Genomic DNA, 22647 nt, shown 5'->3' on the forward strand with positions numbered 1-22647 from the left:
ATGTCTAATTATGTTATGATGGACTAAGAATTTGTCGGATTTAAGGAGTGTACAGATAATGGCACAAGATTATATTATTATTCAAGCAGAGGAAGATGGCGTACATGTAATTGGTTTAACGCGAGGTACTGATACAAAGTTCCATCATTCTGAAAAATTAGATGCGGGCGAAGTTATGATTGCTCAATTTACTGAACATACATCTGCTATGAAAATTCGCGGAAAAGCACAGATTCATACAGCTCATGGTGTTATAAATAGCGAAGCTAAAAAGTAAGGGCCTATCATGTTGAATGAAGCTGAAAATTTTTATTCCGAATCGTCGCGTGTGCTATAATGACACAGTAAGCAAGCGTTAGATCATGAAAGCGACTAACGTATTTGAAAGTGAAATGGAGTAAGGTCTATGAATGCAACATACATTCAAAATTCAATTGCACAGTTAAAAACAGAGATTTTCATGGATGTTCGTCATAGAACTTTGCAAAAATACACAGGGGTACCTGTGCTCGATGAAAATCAATTATTTTACTTGTTAGTTCCCTTTTTGAATGGTGAAGAGTGGCAACAAAAGCAAAGAGAAGCTGCAATCACTGTTGGGATTGTGTACGCAGCCTTATCGGCGCACGATCATATAGAAGAATTAAATGCCACATCAAAAGAACAGCAGCTAACCGTTTTAGCTGGAGACTTTTATAGTGGCCGTTATTATGAAATTTTAGCAATGTCAGGAAATGTCGCATTGATTCGAAACTTGTCGCAAGGGATTGTGGCACGTTGTGAACACCAAATTAAAGTATATGAGACAAAAAAACGATCAATTGAACAATGGTTTGCCTCAATAAGTAATATTGAATCAGGATTAATCTCTAAATTTTTTGAGCTCTATTCATTTAGCGAATATGTTCCAATTATGGAGAAGAGCTTATTAATTTTGCGTTTAGAGAGAGAATGGGCGACATATCAACGTGGGCAAGTATCTTTAATGAGTAAAGCCCTTGAAGAAAGTGCGAGATATGCTGGAGCGACCTATAGCAACGTCATCCAGGACAAAATTGTGCAATTAAAAACAGAGCTGTTACAGATGATAGGAGATGCATCGTTTTTACAAAGTGATGTGAAACAGGCTCTACAAGCACGTGTAGAGGCATCCATTGCTTCTACTAATGGATAAGAGAGGTTTTTCAAAATGGCTAAAACGAAAGAAGAGCACGTGCACGAAGTATTTGAAAGTATTTCGCAAAGCTATGACAAAATGAATGGTGTTATTAGTTTCCAGATGCATGTTGGCTGGCGCGATGATACGATGAAGCGCATGGCAGTAAAACCTGGAGCGAAGGCACTGGATGTTTGCTGTGGTACGGCAGATTGGACAATTGCCTTAGCTGATGCGGTTGGTGAAGGCGGAGAAGTAAAGGGGCTAGACTTCAGTAAAAACATGCTGGAGGTTGGCGAGCAAAAGGTAAAGCCATATCCACAGATTGAACTAATACATGGAAATGCTATGGAATTACCTTTCCCGGACAATACATTTGATTATGTAACGATTGGTTTTGGTCTTCGCAATGTACCAGATTATTTACAAGTATTAAAGGAAATGAATCGTGTTGTAAAACCAGGTGGAATGGTTGTTTGTTTAGAAACATCTCAATCTGAAATTCCCGGCTATCGACAACTATTCCGTTTTTATTTTAAATTTATAATGCCGATATTTGGTAAAATATTTGCTAAAAGCTTTAAAGAATATTCTTGGCTACAGGAATCAGCAAATGATTTCCCAGGTATGAAGAAATTAGCGGCAATGTTTGAACAGGCAGGTTTAGAAAAAGTAACGTACAAAGCATACAGTGGCGGTGCTGCGGCAATGCATATGGGCTTTAAAAAGGTACGTTAATGGGGGAAGGTTTTCACACGTGGAAAAGATGAAGTTAAAACTACTCTATTCCGATTTGAAATCAGATATCGATATCATTGAACAAGAGTTAGAAAAAGCGGTGAACTCTTCTTCAGATCTGATCAATGATGCTTCTCTCCATTTATTGCAAGCTGGTGGTAAACGGATACGGCCAATTTTTGTGTTGCTTGGCGCGAAATTTGGCGAATATGATATCGAAAAGATGAAGGATGTAGCCGTGCCTGTAGAGCTTATTCATATGGCATCACTTGTGCATGATGATGTAATTGATGATTCCAATATGCGAAGAGGACGCCCGACAGTCAAATCACAATGGAATAATAGAGTAGCAATGTACACGGGCGATTTTATTTTTGCACGTGCACTTGAATATATTACAAAGCTTGAAGACCCATTAGTTCATCAAATTTTAGCACGTACAATGGTGGAAATTTGTAACGGTGAAGTCATTCAAATTGAAGATAAATTTAGACTAGATCAGGGTTTAAAGGATTATTTTAGACGAATCAAACGAAAAACGGCATTGCTGATTTCTTCTAGTTGTGAGCTTGGTGCAGTAGCAGCAGGCGTTGATCCCAAAACAGTGAGACATTTGAAACGCTTCGGTTACTTTGTTGGCATGAGCTTCCAAATTATCGATGATGTTTTAGATATTATGGCAACTGATAAAGAACTAGGAAAGCCAGCAGGCAGTGATTTATTGCAGGGCAATATTACATTACCGATTTTATTATTAAAAGATGACCCAGAGATGCAACCTTATTTAGTAAAAGTATTTGCAGGTACATTGACGGAAACAGAACGTCAAAATATGTTGCAGTATGTGCGTAAATCTGACGCAATTGAGCAAGCTAATAAAATGAGTGATAAATATTTGAAAAAGGCATTACAGGAAATAGATGCATTACCAAAACATCCCGTTAAGAAAAAACTACGTGATGTCGCTTTATTTATGGGCAAGCGTAAATTCTAGCTTTTTGTTGTACAAAGGCTCATTTTTTGTTAATATTTATCGGTAGGTGTAAAACCTGTTATACGAATTTAAGGAGTGTATTTAAACATGGCAATCGAACAAACTTTTTTAATGGTTAAGCCTGATGGCGTAAAACGTCAAGTAGTAGGAGACATCGTAGATCGTTTTGAACGTCGCGGTTTTGTATTGAAAGGTGCTAAATTAATGGTAATTCCTACAGAATTAGCAGAAAAGCACTATGCTGAGCATGCTGAGCGTCCATTCTTTGGTGAATTAGTTGATTTCATCACTTCTGGTCCTGTATTCGCTATGGTTTGGGAAGGCGAAAACGTAATTAAGCTTGCTCGTACAATGATGGGAGCAACTAAACCTGAAGAATCTAACCCAGGTACAATCCGTGGTGACTATGCAACAACTGTTTCTCACAACATCATTCACGGTTCTGACTCACTTGCTTCTGCTGAGCGTGAAATCGGCTTATTCTTCGGTGAAGATTTAGTTTAATTTCTATCAGCACCAATTATGCCTCGGCATAATTGATTTTGTAAATAGATTAAGCAATCTCAATTCAATTTGAGATTGCTTTTTTTATTTGTTTTGAATTGAAGCTACAGAAAGAACCTTCGAAGTGGTGGATAGATTTAATAAAGCGATGGATAGGATTATTAAGTATGGATAGCCGCTTAAAGCTACAGATAGATTCCCCGAGCTGAAAGATAGAAATGGATAGAATTTTCTAGATACATATAGAATTGTTAAATACTTCTTATTCATGTAAAATAAATGATATAATATTCTGATAATTAAAGTTTTTCAATAGTTTAATAATCGGGAATATATTTCATAACATCCAAATACACTTTAACGTGATGGATGATAGTGAATGTGAGAATTGACAGAGCAAAGGGGTTTTAAAATGAGAGAAGTAGTGATTGTTGCAGCTGTTCGTACAGCAGTTGGCAGGAGCAAAGGGGCATTAAGCAATGTTCGAGCAGATGACTTAGCGGCAGATGTGCTGCAGGAGGTTGTTCATCGAGCTGGGATTGAAAAGGAACAAGTGGAGGATGTTATTTTTGGCTGTGTGACGCAAACAGCTGAACAGGGAGCAAATATAGCCCGTACTGCATTGTTAATGGCAGGTTTTCCAGAGACTGTCCCAGGTGTGACAATTGATCGTCAATGTGGTTCAAGTCAGCAGGCTGTACATTTTGCAGCACAGGCCATTTTAGCAGGCGATATGGACATTGTTATTGCTGGTGGGGTTGAAAGCATGACGAGGGTGTCAATGGGTTCTAACATGAAGGGTGCCCATGCAGGTAAACGCTTACAAGATAACTATACAATTATACATCAAGGGTTATCAGCCGAGAAAATAGCGGAAAAATGGAACTTGTCAAAGAAACAGCTAAATAACTATGCTTACAATAGTCATAGACGAGCATTAGCTGCTATTGAGGCGAGCCATTTTAAAAAGGAAATACTACCTGTCCAAGTTACGCAAGAAGATGGCTCAGTTACAACGTTTTCTGTTGATGAAGGACCTCGGGTAGAAACGACAGTTGATAAATTAAATGGACTAAAAACTGTTTTCCAGGAAGATGGTGTGATATCAGCTGGTAATGCAAGTCAAATGAGTGATGGTGCCTCAGCAGTAGTTGTTATGTCTTTAGAAAAGGCACAGGAGCTTGGCATCCGACCGCTTGCTAAAATTGTTACAAGGGTTGTTGTTGGCTCAGATCCGACGTTAATGCTAACTGGTCCAATTGAGGCAACTAGACAAGCGCTAGAACGTTCAGGTCTTACGATAGAAGAAATTGATACGTATGAAGTGAATGAAGCTTTTGCGCCAGTACCACTTGTTTGGTTGCATGAAATTGGCGCAGATCCAAATAAATTAAATCCAGATGGAGGAGCAATTGCATTAGGGCATCCATTAGGAGCGACTGGTACAAAACTGTTAACAACGATGCTATACAGAATGGAACGGGAAAATTTACGTTATGGCTTACTTGCAATTTGTGAAGGTATGGGAATGGCGAATGCCACTATTATAGAAAAAATGTAAAAGGGGTTGTGTTTGATGAAGGAAGTAATAGCAGTAGTAACAGGAGGAGCATCTGGCTTAGGGGAGGCTACTGTTCGCAAAATTGTTGCAGAAGGTGGCAAAGCAGTAATTTTTGATCTTAATGACGAGCGAGGACATGCACTAGTGGAGGAGTTAGGGGAGAATGTCCAATATGCACGTGTTGATGTAACAAAAGAAGCTGATGTAGCGGCAGGGCTTGAGCAAGCAGTAGCAAGATTTGGGTCCATTAATGTCACCGTGAATTGTGCTGGAATTGCTGATGCAAGTAAAGTACTTTCAAAGCGAGGTGTACATGCCCTCGATTTATTTGAAAAGGTGATTTCTGTCAATTTAATTGGTACTTTCAATGTTATTCGCCTAGTAGCTGAGAAAATGCAACATAATGAGCCAAACGAGGATGGTCAGCGTGGCGTTATTATTAATACTGCATCTGTGGCAGCATTTGATGGGCAAATAGGCCAAGCAGCATATAGCGCATCAAAGGGTGGTGTGGCAGCGATGACGTTACCGATTGCCAGGGAGCTTGCTGAAATCGGTGTACGTGTTATGACTATTGCTCCAGGGTTAGTAGAAACACCAATGTTTGCATCGTTACCAGAGCCAGCAAGAACAGCGCTTGCCCAAATGACTCCGTTCCCAAAACGACTTGGTAAGCCATCAGAATATGCGCTATTGGTCGAAAGTATTATCAAAAATGGTTTGTTAAATGGTGAAGTAATCCGCTTGGACGGCGCGATTCGTATGCAGCCAAAATAAGGGTAACAAGAAGGTGCTTGACTCCTGCTAAAAAAGAAAGACCTTACAAAGGGCTAAAGGATGAGGAGGGCTAAAACCATCTTCCTGTGATTACGCCTTCATGAAGGTTTGATGTGGAACGGTGTTTGTCTGCGGATAGCGAGCCAAAAAAAAGGTTTATCAGTATATCTTGTTTCATATGTATTTGTTGGTAGCAGCAGTCAGCCTTGGACGTTTCAAAAATTTTATGAACAAAGGGGAGCGTTGTTATGAATATGATGGATACACCTTTATTATTAACAAGTTTTTTGGATCGAGCAGAACGATTTTTTCATGCGAAAAAAATATATTCGCGGACAAGCCCTACAACAATTCACGAGTTTACCTATAAAGAATATGTAAAACGGACTCGTAAATTAGCAGATGCCCTTACAAAGCTAGGGATGGAGCGAGGTATGAAGGTAGGTACCTTTGCTTGGAATCACCACCGCCATTTAGAAGCGTATTTTGCAGTCCCATGTGCAGGAGCTGTATTGCATATGATTAATATTCGATTAGCGCCTGAGCATATTGTTTATGTAATTAATCATGCAGAAGATGAAATATTACTAATTGATGATAACTTAGTTCCACTTATAGCACCGATTGTCTCACAACTTAAATCAGTAAAGCATTTTATCGTAATGGGAGATACTGTTGTGCTAGAAGACATCCCATTACCGAATGCCCTTTCTTATGAGGCATTACTCGAAGAGGCAAATGATGATTTTAGATTCCCGGATAATTTAGATGAAAATACACCTGCTGGCATGTGCTACACAAGTGCGACTACAGGAATGCCAAAGGGTGTGGTGTATACTCATCGTAGTATTGTCCTCCATACTATGGCAGCAGGAATCTCCGATAGTATTGCAATAGGTGAGGCTGATGTTTTACTACCTGTCGTACCAATGTTTCATGCGAATGCGTGGGGATTTCCGTTCGCTGGTGTATTATTTGGTGCTACACAGGTGCTTCCTGGGCCAATGTTTACACCGCAGCTATTACTTGATTTATTTGAAACATATAAGGTAACGTTGACTGCTGGAGTACCGACAATTTGGCTTGGGGTATTACAGGAGCAACGCAAAAATCCTCGTGATTTGTCTTCGATACGGTTGATTGTATGTGGTGGTTCAGCATCGCCGCTCGGTCTAGTTCGTGGCTTTGAGGAGGAGCTTAAAATTCCTTACATGACGGGCTACGGTATGACCGAGACGTCGCCACTTGTTAGCGTATCGACGTATTTAACACATATGCAAGATTATACGTTGGATGAAAAAATGGACGTTCGTATTACGCAGGGAATAACAGTGCCGCTCATTGAGACACGCGTAGTCAATGAAAATGGTGAAGTACCTTGGGATGGCAAAACAATGGGCGAATTGACAATTAGGGGCCCATGGATTGCTGCCGAGTATTATAACGATGAACGAACAAAGGAAGCCTTTAAAGATGGCTGGCTCTACACTGGTGATATTGCGGTAGTGACAGTAGATGGTTATATTAAAATTACAGATCGTACAAAGGATTTAATTAAGAGCGGTGGAGAATGGATTTCTTCAGTGGAGCTTGAAAATGCTTTAATGTCACATCCTAAAGTGTTTGAAGCTGCTGTTATAGCAATTCCACATGAAAAATGGATTGAACGACCTCTAGCATGTGTTGTACCAAAGCCTGAATTTAAGGATGCCATTACGAAATCAGAGTTATTAGATGATTTACAATCGCAATTCCATAAAACATGGATTCCTGATGATGTTGTATTTTTAGATGAGGTACCTAAAACCTCTGTAGGAAAATTCATGAAGATAAAATTGCGAGAAGATTTAAAGGATTATCGAGTTGAGGTTTAGTTGACTAGAAAGATGAAGGTGGTGACTAACTACCTTCATTTTTTTATTGAGAATAATTTAGTTAAATTGATGAAAGAATGGAAAGAAAAATGAAACTATTTTTCCATTTTGCCGTATAATCATTATTAATGAGAGGATGTGGACGTGTGTCAATTGCGGTGGTTGCGATTATTGGAGGGGTAATTATTTCTTTAGCAGGTATTTTTACGGATGCACATACAAGAAAACAAAAAATTAAATTAAAAGCTATTGAGAAGGAAGTGGAGCTAGAAAAGCTCAGATTAGAAACGTATACGGTGGAAACAGAAAAAATGCGCCTAGAATTAGAGCAGTCCAAAATGTTATTATTAGAGGAAAAGCAAAACTCAACTAAGTAACTTGGAATACATGTGAAAGACTATTTCAGGAATGACACTTTTCCGCTATAATGGAAATACGACGCTAGAGGGGAAGAAAACCGTATGTCTGATTATGAACAGTTTATAGAAGGTATTAAGCGCAAAACAGGAATAGATTTAGCATTATATAAAGAAGCGCAAATGAAAAGACGATTAACATCTCTGTATGAGAAAAAGGGATATCGTAATTTTGTGGACTTTCTAAAGGCACTTGAACAAGATCGTGATTTAATGAATGAGTTTTTAGATCGCATGACGATCAATGTTTCCGAATTTTATCGCAATGGGAAGCGCTGGGAAGTATTGCAGAAAAAAATATTTCCAAAATTACTGCAATCTAATAAGCGTTTAAAAATTTGGAGTGCTGCTTGTTCAACAGGTGAAGAACCTTATTCTTTAGTCATGGTATTATCTCAATTAGTACCATTATCTCAGATTCAAATCGTTGCTACTGATCTTGATGAGAATGTTATTCAAAAGGCGAAATTAGGTGTGTATCCAGAGCGCTCATTAGCAGAAGTGCCGAGTGATATTAAAGCCAAGTATTTTGAGCAAGAAGGTTCCTTTTATAGGGTCAAGGATGAGATTAAACGTTGTGTGACTTTTAAGAAGCAAAATTTACTTAATGACCATTACGATTCTAATTATGATTTAATTGTTTGCCGCAATGTTATGATTTATTTTACTGAAGAAGCAAAGGATCAGATTTATGCGAATTTTAGTAAAGCATTGCGCAAGGATGGGATATTATTTGTTGGATCAACGGAGCAAATCTTTAATCCATCTCGTTATGAGTTTGAAGTAGAAGATACATTTTTCTATAGACGAAAATAGTTAATAATATGAGAAAAGCATTCGTACAGTAGACAACATGAATGTCATGTACATATTTTTAAGGCTTCAGACATAGATAATCGTACGCTTTTCGCTTGTAAAAGCAAAAAGCGTATTTTTTATAAGTAAGCACTTCATTTCAGTAGTGTAGCGAATATAGGATGTCTAAATATTTTTTTACACAAATCGTTCAGAATATTCGAATTTAACAAAGCGGTGAAATGGGTTAAAAATGATGTGCTGAAAACTTTTTAGTTTATAAATTGCTAGAATAATTTAAAATTTGCAAACAATTAAAACGAGACTTAAAGACATTTGCAAAAGAACTGTTTTTTTAGAAAATATATGTTATAGTGAAAAATACATACTTTAGCGAGTTGAAGGGAGAAAGCGTTTATGCGTTACTTAACAGCGGGAGAGTCACACGGCCCCCAACTAACAACAATTATTGAGGGCTTACCGTCACTCTTACCAATTACAGCAGAAAAAATTAACCACGATTTAAAACGTCGCCAAGGAGGACATGGACGTGGTCGCCGTATGCAAATCGAAACGGATACAGTGGAAATAGTTGCCGGTGTTCGTCACGGACAAACACTTGGTTCCCCTGTAGCACTCGTAGTCACAAATGATGACTGGAAGCACTGGACAAAAATTATGGGAGCAGAGCCATTAGGAGAAGATGTAAATCCTGAAGATATCAAACGTCAAATTTCACGTCCACGTCCAGGACATGCGGATTTAGTAGGTGGCATGAAATATGGACACCGTGATTTACGTAATGTGTTAGAGCGTTCTTCAGCACGTGAGACAACTGTTCGTGTAGCAGTAGGATCTGTTGCAAAAGCGTTATTAAATGAATTAGGTATTTCCATTGTGGCACATGTAACAGAAATCGTTGGTATTAAGGCAGATACTTCCTTAGTAGAAGGGAAATCTGTAGATGAAATTCGTGCCATTGTTGAAGCAGATCCTTGCTATTGCGTTGACCCAGAGGCATCTGCAAAAATGGTAGCGGCGATTGATGAAGCGAAAAAAGCTGGTGACTCAATTGGTGGCGTTGTTGAAGTCATCGTGGAAGGAATGCCAGCTGGTGTTGGATCATATGTTCATTATGATCGTAAGCTAGATTCGAAACTAGCAGCTGCAATGCTATCTATCAATGCATTTAAAGGTGTTGAATTTGGAATTGGGTTTGAAATGGCACGCCGTAAAGGCTCTGAAGTACATGATGAAATCATTTGGTCAGAGGAAGAAGGCTATACACGTGCAACAAATCGACTTGGTGGTTTAGAAGGTGGAATGTCTACTGGAATGCCAATTGTCGTACGTGGTGTAATGAAACCAATCCCTACATTATATAAACCGTTACAAAGCGTTGATATTGAAACGAAAGAGCCGTTTAAAGCTAGTGTAGAGCGCTCGGATAGCTGTGCTGTACCAGCAGCATCAGTTGTTGCTGAGCACGTTATTGCCTGGGAAATAGCAAATGCAATATTGGAACAGTTCCATAGCGATCAATTACCTCAACTAAAAGCTCAAATCGACGAACAGCGTCGTTATACAAAGGGGTTCTAATATGCGAGTACCAGTAGCAACGAAATCGCATCAATATGAGGTTGTCCTTGGTCATAAATTTTTAGCAGAGGCAGTAAAAGCATTTGATGATAAGCTTCAAAAAGCGGATAAGCTCATTGTGTTTACGGATGCTAATGTATGGGCAGTGCAAGGAGATTATTTCAAGGCTAATTTCCCTTATCATTTTGAGGTCTTTGTCTTACCAGGTGGTGAGGCATGTAAAACCTTTGAACAATACAATGCAGCACAAACATTTTTACTTGAACAAAAATGCTCACGGAAATCATTTATTTTTGCATTCGGTGGAGGTGCTGTAGGAGATTTAACAGGCTTTGTTGCTGCCACCTATATGCGTGGGATACCGTTTATTCAAATCCCGACAACGATTTTAGCACATGACTCAGCAGTAGGCGGTAAAACAGCTATTAACCATCCACTAGGTAAGAATATGATTGGTGCGTTTTATCAACCTGAGGGAGTTATTTACGATACTGTATTTATCGAAAGTTTACCTGAGCGCGAAATACGTTCAGGAACAGCAGAAGTGATCAAGCATGCGATGATTTCTAATGCAGCGTGGTTAGAGGAATTAATGGCTGCAGAGACAGTTATTCATTTTAACACAGAAGAATTAGCGAAGCAGCTTAGAAAAGGTATTGAAGTGAAGGCGCAAATCGTAGCAGAGGACGAAACCGAGCAATCCGTGCGGAAATTTTTAAACTTAGGCCATACTTATGGGCATGCCATTGAAGCGGCTGCTGGTTATGGAAAAGTAGCGCATGGAGAGGCTGTAATGATTGGTCTCGTATATTGTTTATTATTAAGTGAACGATACGGTGAATTAGACCGTAACTTCACTACAGCATTTTTGCAATTCGCAGTGAAGAATGGCTATCCATTTGAAGCTGTGAAAGAATATACCTTTGAACAGTTAACAGAGTATTTAATGAAAGATAAAAAAGCGGAGTATGGTATTTTACAATTTGTGTTGTTGGAGAAAATTGGTAAACCTTTCGTGCAACCAATTGATTTAGCAGAGTGCAAAGAAGTAGATGCCGAATTCCGACAGCTATTAGCGGAGGTGCTTGTATGATTCGTGGACTTAGAGGAGCAATTACAATAGAATCTGACAAGCCAGAGCTTGTATGGGATGAGACAGCAAGGTTAGTACGTGAAGTAGTAGCGGCAAATAATGTGGACGTAGATGATATTACTTCCATACTTATATCCACAACGCCTGATATTACGTCAGCATTTCCGGCACGTGCTGTACGGTTAATGGACGGGTGGCAATATGTACCTGTCATGTGTACGCATGAAATGGACGTGCCGAACGCATTGCCACTTTGTATTCGTGTATTAATACATGCGAATGTGGAAGTGGCACAAAAGGACGTAAAACACTTGTATCTCAATGATGCAGTGAAATTAAGACCAGATTTAGCCCAAGCTAAATAATTAGAGGAGATGTTTGAGATGAAATGGAAACAACAATTGGACGGTATGCAAGCATATAAGCCTGGTAAACCAATTGAAGAAGTTCAACGTGAATATGGCTTACAAGAAGTCGTAAAATTAGCATCTAATGAAAACCCATTTGGGTGCTCACCTAAGATAACAGCTTATTTACAAAATAATTCAGTAAATCATGCTATCTATCCAGACGGCTATGCGCAAAATTTACGTACAGCTGTTGCAAATCATCTAGGTGTCAAAGAAACACAGCTTCTTTTTGGTAACGGCTCCGACGATATCATTGCCATTATTACTCGTGCATTGTTGTATCCAGGTGTAAACACAGTGATGGCAGATCCATCCTTCTCTCAATACTGGCACAATGCTGAAATAGAAGGCGCAGAGGTACGCAAAGTTCCTTGTATCGAAGGTGCACATGATTTAGATGCAATGGTAGAGGCAATTGATGATAATACATCGATCGTTTGGGTTTGTAGTCCAAATAATCCAACAGGTGTTGTGATACCTGATGTTGAATTACGTGTATTTTTAGCTAAAGTACCATCTGATGTGCTAGTAGTATTAGATGAAGCATATATCGAATACGTAACGCATCCTGGTCATAAAAATACGCTACCGTTAATTGACGAGTTTCCGAATATACTATTAATGCGTACATTCTCAAAAGCATATGGTCTTGCGTCTTTCCGAGTTGGTTATGCAATTGGGCAACCAGACGTGATTGCTAAACTAGATCCAGTAAGAGCGCCATTTAATAATACAATTTTAAGTCAAGCAGTTGCGACAATCGCTTTAAGTGACCAAGAATATATAAAAGCTTGCCGTGAAGTAAATGAAACAGGCAAAAAACAATATATTGAATTCTGTGAAAAACATAATTTGCAATACTACCCTTCTGATACGAACTTTATTTTCTTTAATACGAATGCTGATAGTGATGTTGTTTTCGATGAGCTGATGAAACGAGGCTTTATAATCCGTAGTGGAAATGCGTTAGGATTACCTGGATTTATCCGTGTGACAATCGGTACAGAGGCTCAAAATGAGGCATTACTAGGCCATCTTGAGAATGTCCTAAAAGAGCAAGGAGTTTTTGCATGACACGCAAAGTGCTCGTAATTGGGCTAGGCCTTATTGGAGGCTCGATTTCCTTGGCATTACAAAAGGCACCAGAAACAAAAATTATTGGCTTTGATATGGATGCAAAAACACGTGAGCATGCAAAAACGTTAAATATTGTTCATGATATTGTGACAGATCCAAAAGAAGTTGCGGCTGATGTAGATGTCATTATTTTTGGCACTCCCGTCAACGCAACACTTGAATGGATGGAACAATTAAAAACATGGCCGTTAAAAAATAAAGTAATCGTAACAGATACAGGTAGTACAAAAAAAATGATTATGCAAAAGGCTGGGGAATTACGTGAGTTAGGCATTACCTTTATTGGTGGACACCCAATGGCAGGTTCACATAAAAGTGGTGTATTAGCTGCGAAGGCCCACCTTTTTGAAAATGCGTATTATATGCTAACACCACTCGCTGGTGAAGAAATTGTCCATATGGCACAGCTTGAAAGTCTATTAAAATTTACACACGCAAAAGTTGTTAGTGTATCTGCTCGTGAGCATGATCATATGACAGCTGTAGTGAGTCACTTTCCACATGTCGTTGCTGCTTCTCTTGTGCATCAGTTGGGCGGAGAAAATGGAGAGTATCCGATGACACGTTCGCTTGCTGCAGGTGGCTTCCGTGATGTAACGCGTATTGCCTCGTCCAATCCGATTTTATGGCGAGATATTACATTACAAAATCGTGATGAGCTAATTGCACAGCTAGAAGGCTGGGAAAGCGAAATGAATCGTGTTAAGGAGCTGCTTTTAAATGGTGGCTCAGATGACATTGAAAACTATTTTGCGGTTGCCAAAGAGCTAAGGGATGAATTACCGATTAGTGCAGGAGCAATGTTCACCTCATTTGATTTATATGTTGATGTTCCTGACTATCCGGGGGTTATTTCTGAGGTGACTGGCTTGCTTGCAGACGAAGAGATTAGTATTACGAATTTACGTATCGTAGAGTCACGTGAAGATGTTTTTGGGATTCTTGTTATTAGCTTACAAAGCGAAAGTGACCGTGAACGTGCAGCAACGTGTATACAAAAGCGTGCTAATTATGAAACATATATTTCATAGGCGAAGTGCCTGTTTAAAAGAAAGCGTCGGAATTACGGCGCTTTCTATCTTCATATTGGAGGGAAGAAAACGATGAGTGAAAAAGTATTACAATATGATAAACCTTCCTTACAAGGGACGTTAACGATTCCTGGTGATAAATCTGTTTCTCACCGTTCCGTTATGTTTGGAGCTATTGCAACGGGTAAAACGACAGTTGACGGCTTTTTATTAGGTGAGGATTGTTTAAGTACAATTGATTGCTTCCGAAAGCTCGGTGTGAAAATTGACGTGGAAGGAACAAATGTATCCATTGACAGTCCAGGTATAGATGGGTGGCAAGAGCCTACAGAGGTACTATACACAGGAAACTCTGGTACGACGACACGCTTAATGCTAGGGATTCTAGCTGGTTCTACTGTACATTCAGTGATGATAGGGGATGCGTCTATTGGAAAGCGACCAATGCGCCGTGTTATTGATCCGTTACGTCAAATGGGTGCACACATTACTGGAAGGGCAGATGGACAATATACGCCATTAGCCATTCAAGGTACAACATTACAAGCTATTGATTACCACATGCCTGTTGCGAGTGCACAGGTGAAGTCAGCTATTTTACTTGCGGGTTTACGTGCTGAAGGTACTACAATTGTGCGAGAAACTGAAGTGTCACGAGATCATACAGAGAGAATGCTTCGTCAATTTGGTGCACAGGTTGATGAGGTGGATGGTGTTATATCATTTAAAGGAGGGCAAACTCTAACAGGGACTCATGTTTCTGTTCCGGGTGATATTTCATCTGCAGCCTTTTTCTTAGTAGCAGGGGCTATCTGTGAAAAAAGTAAAATAATGCTAAAAAATGTCGGAATTAACCCAACACGAGACGGTATCATCGAAGTGCTTCAAAATATGGGAGCAACTATGACACTTATGCCGTATGAAGATAGCCAATCAGAGCCGACAGCAACAATTACAATTGAAACGTCAACATTAAAAGGAACTACAATCGAGGGCGATATTATTCCTCGTCTTATCGATGAAATCCCAATCCTCGCTTTATTAGCAACACAGGCAAACGGCAAAACTATTATTAAGGATGCCGAAGAGTTAAAAGTGAAGGAAACAGACCGAATAACGGCTGTAGTGGATGAATTGAAAAAACTAGGTGCTAGTATTGAAGCGACTGAGGATGGAATGATTATTGAAGGACCAACTCCATTACGTGGCGCTGGCCTTAAAACCTATGGTGACCATCGGATTGGAATGATGGGCGCTGTTGCAGCACTTATAACAGATGGGGCAGTAATTTTAGATGACGCCGAGTGTATTGCTGTTTCTTACCCATCGTTTTTCGAGCATATAGAAGAAGTAAAGTAAAAACGTATCTTCATGCAGTGGGTGACCAAACACCTACTGCATGAAGATATAGCTTCCGGCAGATGTCACGGATTTTCAAAGGAATGAATTGTGCCGCACAATTCAAAATCCGGACGCGTTGTTTATCTGTGCGAAAGCGAAGCGACAGCAACAATTACGCCAAGGCGAAATTGTTGTTAGACTCTCCAAGCCATTTGGGGAGTTTTTTCTTGTTTCGAAAGAAAATGTTTTGTAGCATAAAGGTATCAATGAAAGAATAGGTGAATGACTGTGAACAATGCGATGACTGAAATGATGCAAGCACTTGAACAAGGGGACTTAGCATTAATTGAACAGCTACTTGAATCATTTTTAGTGAAGGAGTTACCCGAAGAAATTTACGCGCTAGCTGAAGTTTTTATGCAGTATGGATATATGAAGGAAGCAGACCGTGTACTGGAGCATTTGCAATTTTTATTCCCAGAAGAGGCACAGTTAAAAATTGATCGTGCAAATGTCTTAATGGAACTTGGCGATGAAGATGAAGCGTTAGATTTTTTATTAGAGGTAGAGGAGGCTTCTCCAGAATATCCTCAAGCATTATTAGTATTAGCGGACTATTATCAAATGCAAGGGTTATTTGAAGTAGCGGAAATGCGTATCAATGAAGCATTAGCTATATTACCAGACGAACCATTACTACAATTTGCTAAAGCAGAACTTTTATTTGAAACTGGTCGTTTTTTAGAGGCTGCGAGATTATATGAAGAGTTGTATGAACAACAAGTTGAATTTGCTGGTGTAAGTCTTGTTGAACGACTTGCTGAGGTGTATCGTGCAGGGGCTGCCTATGAAACAGCTTTGGATTACTATTTAAAGGCACTTGAGGATGAAGTAAAGCCAGATGTTTTATTTGGTGCAGCATACTCGGCCTTCCAATCACGAAAATATGAAATGGCCATTAAACAATTAGAGGAATTAAAAGAATTAGATCCTGATTATTTTTCTGCCTATTTATTGCTTGCCGAAAGCTATGCCATGACTGAGGACAATAAAAAAGCATACGCTGCCATTATGGAAGGATTAAAGCGTGACGAATACGATAAGTCACTATACTTATTCGCTGGTAAAATGGCCTTGAAAACTGGTTTGCCAGCTGAGGGCGAGCAGCATCTACGTGAAGCCATTGCGTTAGATCCTGAATACATGGAGGCAGTATTAGCATTGATCTCAGTATTGGCACAGCAAGAGCGCTATGAGGATGTAATAGAATTATTTGAAACGTTGCAACAAAATGATTTTGAATGGAGCACATTATACCCATTTGCTGCGGATGCATATGAAAATTTAGAATTGTACGACCGTGCATACGAATTTTACCATTTGGCATATAATGATTTTAAGGAAGACGCAGCATTTTTGGAGAAATATGTTTATTTCTTGTTAGAGGAAGGGAAGCGTTCAGAAGCAAAAGAAGTACTCGGTCAATTAATAACTATTCAGCCAGGTGAATTAGAGTGGCAAGAGAAGTTAGAAACCTTAGAATTTGAGTAAAGGAGGGAGTGGGTATGACTGCTTCTGTATCAGTTGTCGACAAAAAAGCATTTGTTAGATGGTTTTTAAAAAATTATCAATTGAAACGTCGAGAGTGTGTATGGATTTTGAATTACTTATTAAGCAATGATGAGTTATTAAAACGAATTCGATTTGTTGAAGAAGCTCACTATTGTCCTAGAGCAATGGTAATGTCAACTGTTGACTCAACAGGTGTGCCATTTCGTTTTTACAAAGGCAATGTAATGACAGCAGATGCTGAGAAATCTTTCCATGATCTACGCTTACATGAACATGAAGATATGTATATACAATTGAATTTTCCAAATGTACCACCAAGTGCACAATACTTAGCAGTTCTTGAAGAAAACCCTTATATGCCGGAAGCACTGATTGTCAGTGAAAAAGATCGTTTACTGGCAGAAGAGCTGCTTTCCAACAGCTTACTCGTATTCCAAGAAGAAAAATTACTCGCACAGATTGATGAAGCCCTCGACCAGGGAGATGAAGAGCGCTTTTACGAATTGTCTAATTTGTTACAAGCTTTGAAGGAAACGGCTAATTTACGTTAGTCATAGGTAAAAATTGAATGTCCTTTATCCACCTCAATATGGTAACATAACAAGTGAATGATTGTTTTCACTTTTTATTGGTTATCCTATTGAAGAGTGGAGAAGGGCATTTTTATTTTTTGCGAAATAAGGAGGTTTGTTGGATGTATTTTAATGCAAACGATGTGACATCGTTTATGGCACAGAAGGAATTTATCGATACAGCAATTGTCCCACTCGTATCCGTCGATTTGACTTCTGAAAAAATGAAACAGAGTGGTACGGAGGCGGATTTTTTGTTGTCGCTCACATCTTTTATCGAACAACAATTTAAAGGCCGTCTATTATTAATGCCACCATTTTCGTATAGTGCAACGTTAAAAGACGAAGAAATGCCAAAGCAATTAGAGGCACAATTACATAATGCTGGTTTTAAGCATGTGTTCTTCATTACTTGTGACCATTCTTGGACAAATATTGGAGATGAAGTAAATATTATTTGGCTACCAGCGATTCCGTTAGAAAGTATGGATAAAGGTGTGAAAAGCTCCATTCTCGAAGATCAATTGCGACAATTGATTCCGATACTTTCGACCAAATGGGCACAAATTTAACAATTTGTTTCAATAAATGTTCACATTCTCCAGCTTTCCACAGAATGCTATATTGACCAAGCTATGGACTTGATATATCATAGATATGTCCTAGTATTACTATTTGTAAAAGCATGTCCGTTGGACTGACCTTTAAGTTAGAGGGGGGAAAAAAATGAGTAATAATCGAGTTTCACGTCGTCAATTCCTAAGCTATACATTAACTGGTGTAGGTGGCTTTATGGCGGCAGGTATGCTGATGCCGATGGTTCGTTTTGCAATAGACCCAGTACTACAAAAGCATGGTGGTGGGGATTTTGTACAGACAGAGCATAAAATCGCTGATATTACTGATAAACCTGTTAAAGTTGACTTAAAATTTGAACAAGTTGACGCATGGTACAAATCAGATGTAACAAACGTAGCATGGGTTTTCAAAGAAGGCGATCAAATAGTTGCATTATCTCCTGTTTGTAAGCATTTAGGATGTATGGTTGGCTGGGAAGAAGATTCATCACATCCGAATCAATTCTTCTGTCCTTGTCACGCTGGACGTTACGAGAAAAACGGTAAAAACGTTCCAGGTACACCACCTACAGGTCCGTTGGATGAATATGAAGTACAAGAAAAAAACGGTTTCTTATGGCTTGGTCCAACTAAAGCAAATACTCTAGTTAAGTAAGGGGGTACAAAACAGTGCTAAATAAAATTTATGATTGGGTCGATGAACGTTTAGATATTACACCGATTTGGCGTGATATTGCCGACCACGAAGTGCCAGAGCACGTAAACCCTGCACATCATTTCTCAGCATTCGTTTACTGTTTCGGAGGATTAACTTTCTTCATCACAGTAATTCAAATACTATCTGGTATGTTCTTAACAATGTACTATGTACCAGATGTAGTGAATGCATGGAAATCAGTTTATTATTTACAAAACGAAGTAGCATTCGGTGAAATCGTACGCGGTATGCACCACTGGGGGGCTTCATTAGTAATCGTAATGATGTTCTTACATACACTTCGTGTATTCTTTACGGGTTCGTATAAGAAACCTCGTGAATTAAACTGGATGGTTGGTGTAGGTATTTTTGGTGTAATGATGGGTCTTGGTTTTACAGGATACTTATTACCATGGGATATGAAAGCATTATTCGCTACAAAAGTAGGTATCGAAATTGCTGCATCAGTACCGTTTATCGGTGAGCTGATTAAAATCTTATTAGCGGGAGACTCAACTATTCTTGGAGCTCAAACGCTAACACGATTCTTTGCGATTCATGTATTCTTCTTACCTGCAGTATTGTTTGGGTTACTTGCAGCACACTTTATCATGATTCGTCGTCAAGGAATTTCAGGGCCGTTGTAATAGTTCTTGACGGTTCGATGATTTTTTAAAGGAGGGGACATAATGCATCGCGGAAAAGGAATGAAATTTGTTGGTGATTCTCGTATTAAAGCGAATCACAAAATGCCGAACGTTCCAAAGGATTATTCCGAATATCCAGGTAAGACGGAAGCTTTCTGGCCGAACTTCTTACTTAAAGAATGGATGGTTGGTGCTGTATTTTTAATTGCTTATTTATTATTAACAGTTGCTCATCCATCACCACTTGAAGGGCCGGCTGATCCAACAAGAGCTTACGTGCCGTTACCGGACTGGTACTTCTTATTCATGTACCAATTATTAAAATACTCATATGCTTCTGGTCCATACAATGTTATTGGAGCAATTGTAATTCCAGGTCTTGCATTTGGGGCGCTATTATTAATGCCATTTTTAGACAAAGGTCCAGAACGCCGTCCATCTAAACGTCCGTTACCAACAGCGTTTATGTTATTAACTTTAGCTGCTATGTTCTACTTAACATGGGAGTCAGTTGTTAACCATGACTGGGAAGCTCAAAAAGCAATGGGTGCAATCGTAGAAGAAGTTGATGTTGATATTGATGAATCACTTCCAGGATTTGCAATTTGGAACGGTGACACTGGTGAACAAGCTAAAACTTGTATCGGCTGTCATGCCGCTGACTTAAATGGTGGTCCAGCTGCTCCGAAATTACTTGGTAACGAGCTAACAGCTGAAGAAGTTGAAGATATTATCCATAATGGTCGCGGCAATATGCCAGGTGGTCAATTCCAAGGTACAGATGAAGAAGCGAAGCAATTAGCTGAATTTATTGCGAGCTTAAAGGCTAAAGAATAAGCCTAGTTTAAAAGAGTCAGGAAACTGGCTCTTTTTTTCTACCTTATAATAATGTGACTGTTACAGCTTCAAAAAAGTTCCCGCAAAATACTTCTATAATATTTCAGGTGTGTTGATTAACCATTTTATACATTCGAATTAATTCGAAGAGGCTGATTTCCGCTACGGGCTACTCACTTTCCTGCGGGAGTAGAGTAGCCCGTAGCGGAAATCGAATAAAATGGAAATATAATAGCAAAATAGTAACGAAAAAATCCTTTTATCGCTCAATAATAAACCTATTTTTTTCCTAATCAACACGCCTGATAATATTTATTAGGATATACATACTATTTAAGTTACAGGCAAATGCTCGGTCACTCCTGCCGAAAAAATGGCTAGTCAAGACCCAACAGTGTTTGTGTGAACAAACCGAGGAGGCTGGGGACTCACCGGAATTTATGTAGTGCTACATAGTGTGTAATACTCCAACATTTAGGGATGACATTGGTTAATACATAAGCTATATATATAAGTTGATTGGAGTGAAGACTGGGCGACTTCTTGGAGATCAGCGTCACAGATGAGACCATGGAGCGAGCAGGCGGAGGAATGAGGGCTAAAAGCATCACGTCCTGTGCTGACGCTATGCTTTCGCGCAGAAAACATTTGTTGCTGTCGCTACGCTTTCGCACAGCAACAAAGTGCCTAGTCGGAACGGAAATCAACCCGGCATTATGGTTATGAGCAAAAAAACACTGCTAATATTCATTAATAGAAAGAATGTGGCAAATTAAAAACTATTGATACATAATAACAGTTGAAAAAGGCATCTTAGTAAAGACGGAAGATAAAGGAGTTTAAATCATGCAAATTACACGTGCAAACATCTGGTATCTCCTTACACATAAATCATTTTTAATACTATTACTTATTATCAATCTATTTGGAACGATTTACGGTTATTATTGGTATGGAGGACAGCTTGCCGTCACGGAACCAATTTTTTATATATTTGTGCCGGATAGTCCGACAGCCAGCTTATTCTTTTGTTTTGTATTGTTAGCTTGGATTATGGGCAAAAGTTGGCCGCTGATGGAAGTGCTAGCACTTGTCACACTAGTGAAGTATGGATTATGGGCTGATGTTATGAATATTTGGACACTGTTTGAAACTGGATCTATTGGCTGGCAAGGCTGGATGCTTGTGGGCTCACATTTTGCGATGGCTGTACAAGCAATCCTTTATCTCGGTAAATATGTATTTAAATATTGGCATATTGCCGTAGCAGCGGTATGGACACTGCATAATGATGTGATTGATTATGTATTTGGACAAATGCCAATGTACCGTGATTTGGCAGATTATACAAGCTATATTGGTTATTTTACTTTTTGGTTATCAGTAGCATGCATTTTTCTAGCCATCTTCTCAATTAGGTGGCGCAAATATTTGCCGAATTAGGTAATTGATTATAGAATTATAGTATCGAGGTAGAAAGGGGTTTGAAAATTGTCAACAAGCATGTATATTGTTTATTTTGCAATTATTATGCTATTGCCACTTTATGCACAAATGAAAGTAAAGGGCACGTATAATAAGTTTGCAAAAGAACGTACTATGAAGGGACAAACAGGTGCAGAGGTAGCGCGTGCGATTTTAGATGCGAACGGCTTATATGATGTACGAGTTGTTCCTACGCAAGGTGTGTTGTCTGATCACTATAATCCGGCAACAAAAACAGTTGCTTTATCGGAAAGTAACTTCTATGAGGCAAGTATTGCAGGTGCTGCAGTTGCTGCCCACGAGGTTGGCCATGCCATTCAGCATAAAGAAGCTTATTCAATGCTGACATTACGTAGTAAGCTAGTTCCAGTTGCAAATATTTCATCAAATATGTCTTGGATATTTGTAATGATTGGTATTTTTGCAACTAATCCAAAATTTTTACTTTTAGGTATCGTATTATTAGCAGCTGGTGTGGTTTTCCAATTAGTAACATTACCAGTAGAATTTGATGCATCAAAGCGTGCGTTAGTGCAAATGAATTCTCTAGGAATTATTACAAATGAAGAAGAGCGTCCAGCACGTAAAGTGTTAAGTGCCGCAGCATTAACATATGTTGCCGCAGCAGCAGTAGCTGTATTAGAATTACTACGTTTAGTGTTAATCTTTACAAATATGCGAAGTGACGACTAAAAAAAAACTTGTTGTAGTGGTATTTCACTATAGCAAGTTTTTTAATCCGCTGAACTATGGTTTTACAATTTAACATTTAGAAAATGCTCACCTCCAACGAAAAAGTAAGGTGGTAATCAACTTTTTTTATTTGAGGAGAG

Annotated in this window: 24 protein-coding genes; all 24 read left to right on the top strand. The window is 39.0% G+C overall.

Going from position 1 to position 22647, the window contains the following annotated elements; genetic code table 11:
* The first annotated feature begins 58 nt into the window (after window positions 1-58).
* The 24 genes from mtrB (at window position 59) to FJQ98_RS08520 (ending at window position 22507) form a co-directional block, all read left to right on the top strand.
* Window positions 59-277, top strand: coding sequence for a trp RNA-binding attenuation protein MtrB (gene mtrB, locus FJQ98_RS08405; protein WP_053593578.1), 219 nt, complete (start codon window positions 59-61; stop codon window positions 275-277).
* A gap of 129 nt (window positions 278-406) precedes the next feature.
* Window positions 407-1174 carry a heptaprenyl diphosphate synthase component 1 gene (locus tag FJQ98_RS08410; protein WP_053593577.1) on the top strand — a complete coding sequence of 256 codons (768 nt, stop codon included), beginning with the start codon at window positions 407-409 and terminating at the stop codon, window positions 1172-1174.
* Window positions 1175-1189: 15 nt separating this feature from the next.
* A complete protein-coding gene (locus FJQ98_RS08415; protein WP_053593576.1) occupies window positions 1190-1894 on the top strand; it encodes a demethylmenaquinone methyltransferase in 705 nt (234 codons plus the stop codon).
* Window positions 1895-1913: 19 nt separating this feature from the next.
* Window positions 1914-2888 (top strand): heptaprenyl diphosphate synthase component II, encoded by a 975-nt coding sequence (hepT, locus tag FJQ98_RS08420; RefSeq protein ID WP_053593575.1) that lies wholly within the window; start codon window positions 1914-1916, stop codon window positions 2886-2888.
* Window positions 2889-2975: 87 nt separating this feature from the next.
* Window positions 2976-3392, top strand: a complete 417-nt coding sequence (gene ndk / locus FJQ98_RS08425; protein ID WP_053593574.1) for a nucleoside-diphosphate kinase — start codon at window positions 2976-2978, stop codon at window positions 3390-3392.
* 412 nt (window positions 3393-3804) lie between these two features.
* Window positions 3805-4953, top strand: a complete 1149-nt coding sequence (locus FJQ98_RS08430; RefSeq protein ID WP_053593573.1) for a thiolase family protein — start codon at window positions 3805-3807, stop codon at window positions 4951-4953.
* Between the two features lie 15 nt (window positions 4954-4968).
* Window positions 4969-5730 carry a 3-hydroxyacyl-CoA dehydrogenase gene (locus FJQ98_RS08435; RefSeq protein WP_053593572.1) on the top strand — a complete coding sequence of 254 codons (762 nt, stop codon included), beginning with the start codon at window positions 4969-4971 and terminating at the stop codon, window positions 5728-5730.
* A 248-nt stretch (window positions 5731-5978) separates the two neighbouring features.
* Complete coding sequence (locus FJQ98_RS08440) at window positions 5979-7604, top strand: long-chain fatty acid--CoA ligase (protein WP_053593571.1); 1626 nt, start codon at window positions 5979-5981, stop codon at window positions 7602-7604.
* 146 nt (window positions 7605-7750) lie between these two features.
* Entirely contained in the window at window positions 7751-7981 is a 231-nt protein-coding gene (locus FJQ98_RS08445) for a hypothetical protein (RefSeq protein WP_053593570.1), read from the top strand.
* Window positions 7982-8065: 84 nt separating this feature from the next.
* A complete protein-coding gene (locus FJQ98_RS08450; RefSeq protein ID WP_053593569.1) occupies window positions 8066-8836 on the top strand; it encodes a CheR family methyltransferase in 771 nt (256 codons plus the stop codon).
* 396 nt (window positions 8837-9232) lie between these two features.
* Window positions 9233-10414: a chorismate synthase gene (gene aroC / locus FJQ98_RS08455; RefSeq protein WP_053593568.1), complete on the top strand. Its 1182-nt coding sequence runs from the start codon at window positions 9233-9235 to the stop codon at window positions 10412-10414.
* Window position 10415: 1 nt separating this feature from the next.
* Window positions 10416-11507 carry a 3-dehydroquinate synthase gene (gene aroB, locus FJQ98_RS08460; protein ID WP_053593567.1) on the top strand — a complete coding sequence of 364 codons (1092 nt, stop codon included), beginning with the start codon at window positions 10416-10418 and terminating at the stop codon, window positions 11505-11507.
* On the top strand, window positions 11504-11872 hold the full coding sequence (gene aroH, locus FJQ98_RS08465) for a chorismate mutase (protein WP_053593566.1): 369 nt from the start codon (window positions 11504-11506) through the stop codon (window positions 11870-11872). Before aroB ends, aroH begins: the two co-directional genes overlap by 4 nt.
* Window positions 11873-11890: 18 nt before the next feature.
* Window positions 11891-12991 (top strand): histidinol-phosphate transaminase, encoded by a 1101-nt coding sequence (gene hisC / locus FJQ98_RS08470; RefSeq protein WP_053593565.1) that lies wholly within the window; start codon window positions 11891-11893, stop codon window positions 12989-12991.
* Window positions 12988-14085, top strand: a complete 1098-nt coding sequence (locus FJQ98_RS08475; RefSeq protein WP_053593564.1) for a prephenate dehydrogenase — start codon at window positions 12988-12990, stop codon at window positions 14083-14085. Before hisC ends, FJQ98_RS08475 begins: the two co-directional genes overlap by 4 nt.
* 72 nt (window positions 14086-14157) lie before the next feature.
* Window positions 14158-15444, top strand: coding sequence for a 3-phosphoshikimate 1-carboxyvinyltransferase (gene aroA / locus FJQ98_RS08480; protein WP_053593563.1), 1287 nt, complete (start codon window positions 14158-14160; stop codon window positions 15442-15444).
* Window positions 15445-15708: 264 nt separating this feature from the next.
* Window positions 15709-16977: a tetratricopeptide repeat protein gene (locus FJQ98_RS08485; protein ID WP_082339882.1), complete on the top strand. Its 1269-nt coding sequence runs from the start codon at window positions 15709-15711 to the stop codon at window positions 16975-16977.
* A 14-nt stretch (window positions 16978-16991) separates the two neighbouring features.
* Window positions 16992-17549, top strand: coding sequence for a ReoY family proteolytic degradation factor (locus FJQ98_RS08490; protein WP_053593562.1), 558 nt, complete (start codon window positions 16992-16994; stop codon window positions 17547-17549).
* 143 nt (window positions 17550-17692) lie between these two features.
* The gene (locus FJQ98_RS08495; protein WP_053593561.1) at window positions 17693-18142 is read left to right on the top strand and encodes a DUF2487 family protein; all 450 of its coding nucleotides are present in this window, start codon (window positions 17693-17695) and stop codon (window positions 18140-18142) included.
* Window positions 18143-18296: 154 nt separating this feature from the next.
* Window positions 18297-18803, top strand: coding sequence for a Rieske (2Fe-2S) protein (locus FJQ98_RS08500; protein ID WP_053593560.1), 507 nt, complete (start codon window positions 18297-18299; stop codon window positions 18801-18803).
* Between the two features lie 14 nt (window positions 18804-18817).
* Window positions 18818-19492, top strand: coding sequence for a menaquinol-cytochrome c reductase cytochrome b subunit (gene qcrB, locus FJQ98_RS08505; protein WP_053593559.1), 675 nt, complete (start codon window positions 18818-18820; stop codon window positions 19490-19492).
* Window positions 19493-19534: 42 nt separating this feature from the next.
* Window positions 19535-20329 (top strand): menaquinol-cytochrome c reductase cytochrome b/c subunit, encoded by a 795-nt coding sequence (locus tag FJQ98_RS08510; RefSeq protein ID WP_053593558.1) that lies wholly within the window; start codon window positions 19535-19537, stop codon window positions 20327-20329.
* An 846-nt stretch (window positions 20330-21175) separates the two neighbouring features.
* Complete coding sequence (lhaT, locus tag FJQ98_RS08515) at window positions 21176-21772, top strand: lipoprotein heptaprenylglyceryl N-acetyltransferase LhaT (RefSeq protein WP_053593557.1); 597 nt, start codon at window positions 21176-21178, stop codon at window positions 21770-21772.
* 60 nt (window positions 21773-21832) lie between these two features.
* A complete protein-coding gene (locus FJQ98_RS08520) occupies window positions 21833-22507 on the top strand; it encodes a zinc metallopeptidase (protein ID WP_053593597.1) in 675 nt (224 codons plus the stop codon).
* Window positions 22508-22647 lie beyond the last annotated feature (140 nt).

It is taken from the genome of Lysinibacillus agricola (assembly GCF_016638705.1).
In the GTDB taxonomy this organism is placed as follows: Bacteria; Bacillota; Bacilli; order Bacillales_A; family Planococcaceae; genus Lysinibacillus; species Lysinibacillus agricola.

What these genes read in the sequence shown, in the direction of transcription:
- mtrB (WP_053593578.1), top strand. Translation starts at nt 59, where the DNA reads ATGGCACAAGATTATATTATTATTCAAGCAGAGGAAGATGGCGTACAT.
- FJQ98_RS08410 (WP_053593577.1), top strand. Translation starts at nt 407, where the DNA reads ATGAATGCAACATACATTCAAAATTCAATTGCACAGTTAAAAACAGAG.
- FJQ98_RS08415 (WP_053593576.1), top strand. Translation starts at nt 1,190, where the DNA reads ATGGCTAAAACGAAAGAAGAGCACGTGCACGAAGTATTTGAAAGTATT.
- ndk (WP_053593574.1), top strand. Translation starts at nt 2,976, where the DNA reads ATGGCAATCGAACAAACTTTTTTAATGGTTAAGCCTGATGGCGTAAAA.
- FJQ98_RS08430 (WP_053593573.1), top strand. Translation starts at nt 3,805, where the DNA reads ATGAGAGAAGTAGTGATTGTTGCAGCTGTTCGTACAGCAGTTGGCAGG.
- FJQ98_RS08435 (WP_053593572.1), top strand. Translation starts at nt 4,969, where the DNA reads ATGAAGGAAGTAATAGCAGTAGTAACAGGAGGAGCATCTGGCTTAGGG.
- FJQ98_RS08440 (WP_053593571.1), top strand. Translation starts at nt 5,979, where the DNA reads ATGAATATGATGGATACACCTTTATTATTAACAAGTTTTTTGGATCGA.
- FJQ98_RS08450 (WP_053593569.1), top strand. Translation starts at nt 8,066, where the DNA reads ATGTCTGATTATGAACAGTTTATAGAAGGTATTAAGCGCAAAACAGGA.
- aroC (WP_053593568.1), top strand. Translation starts at nt 9,233, where the DNA reads ATGCGTTACTTAACAGCGGGAGAGTCACACGGCCCCCAACTAACAACA.
- aroB (WP_053593567.1), top strand. Translation starts at nt 10,416, where the DNA reads ATGCGAGTACCAGTAGCAACGAAATCGCATCAATATGAGGTTGTCCTT.
- aroH (WP_053593566.1), top strand. Translation starts at nt 11,504, where the DNA reads ATGATTCGTGGACTTAGAGGAGCAATTACAATAGAATCTGACAAGCCA.
- hisC (WP_053593565.1), top strand. Translation starts at nt 11,891, where the DNA reads ATGAAATGGAAACAACAATTGGACGGTATGCAAGCATATAAGCCTGGT.
- FJQ98_RS08475 (WP_053593564.1), top strand. Translation starts at nt 12,988, where the DNA reads ATGACACGCAAAGTGCTCGTAATTGGGCTAGGCCTTATTGGAGGCTCG.
- aroA (WP_053593563.1), top strand. Translation starts at nt 14,158, where the DNA reads ATGAGTGAAAAAGTATTACAATATGATAAACCTTCCTTACAAGGGACG.
- FJQ98_RS08485 (WP_082339882.1), top strand. Translation starts at nt 15,709, where the DNA reads ATGACTGTGAACAATGCGATGACTGAAATGATGCAAGCACTTGAACAA.
- FJQ98_RS08490 (WP_053593562.1), top strand. Translation starts at nt 16,992, where the DNA reads ATGACTGCTTCTGTATCAGTTGTCGACAAAAAAGCATTTGTTAGATGG.
- FJQ98_RS08495 (WP_053593561.1), top strand. Translation starts at nt 17,693, where the DNA reads ATGTATTTTAATGCAAACGATGTGACATCGTTTATGGCACAGAAGGAA.
- FJQ98_RS08500 (WP_053593560.1), top strand. Translation starts at nt 18,297, where the DNA reads ATGAGTAATAATCGAGTTTCACGTCGTCAATTCCTAAGCTATACATTA.
- FJQ98_RS08510 (WP_053593558.1), top strand. Translation starts at nt 19,535, where the DNA reads ATGCATCGCGGAAAAGGAATGAAATTTGTTGGTGATTCTCGTATTAAA.
- lhaT (WP_053593557.1), top strand. Translation starts at nt 21,176, where the DNA reads ATGCAAATTACACGTGCAAACATCTGGTATCTCCTTACACATAAATCA.
- FJQ98_RS08520 (WP_053593597.1), top strand. Translation starts at nt 21,833, where the DNA reads ATGTATATTGTTTATTTTGCAATTATTATGCTATTGCCACTTTATGCA.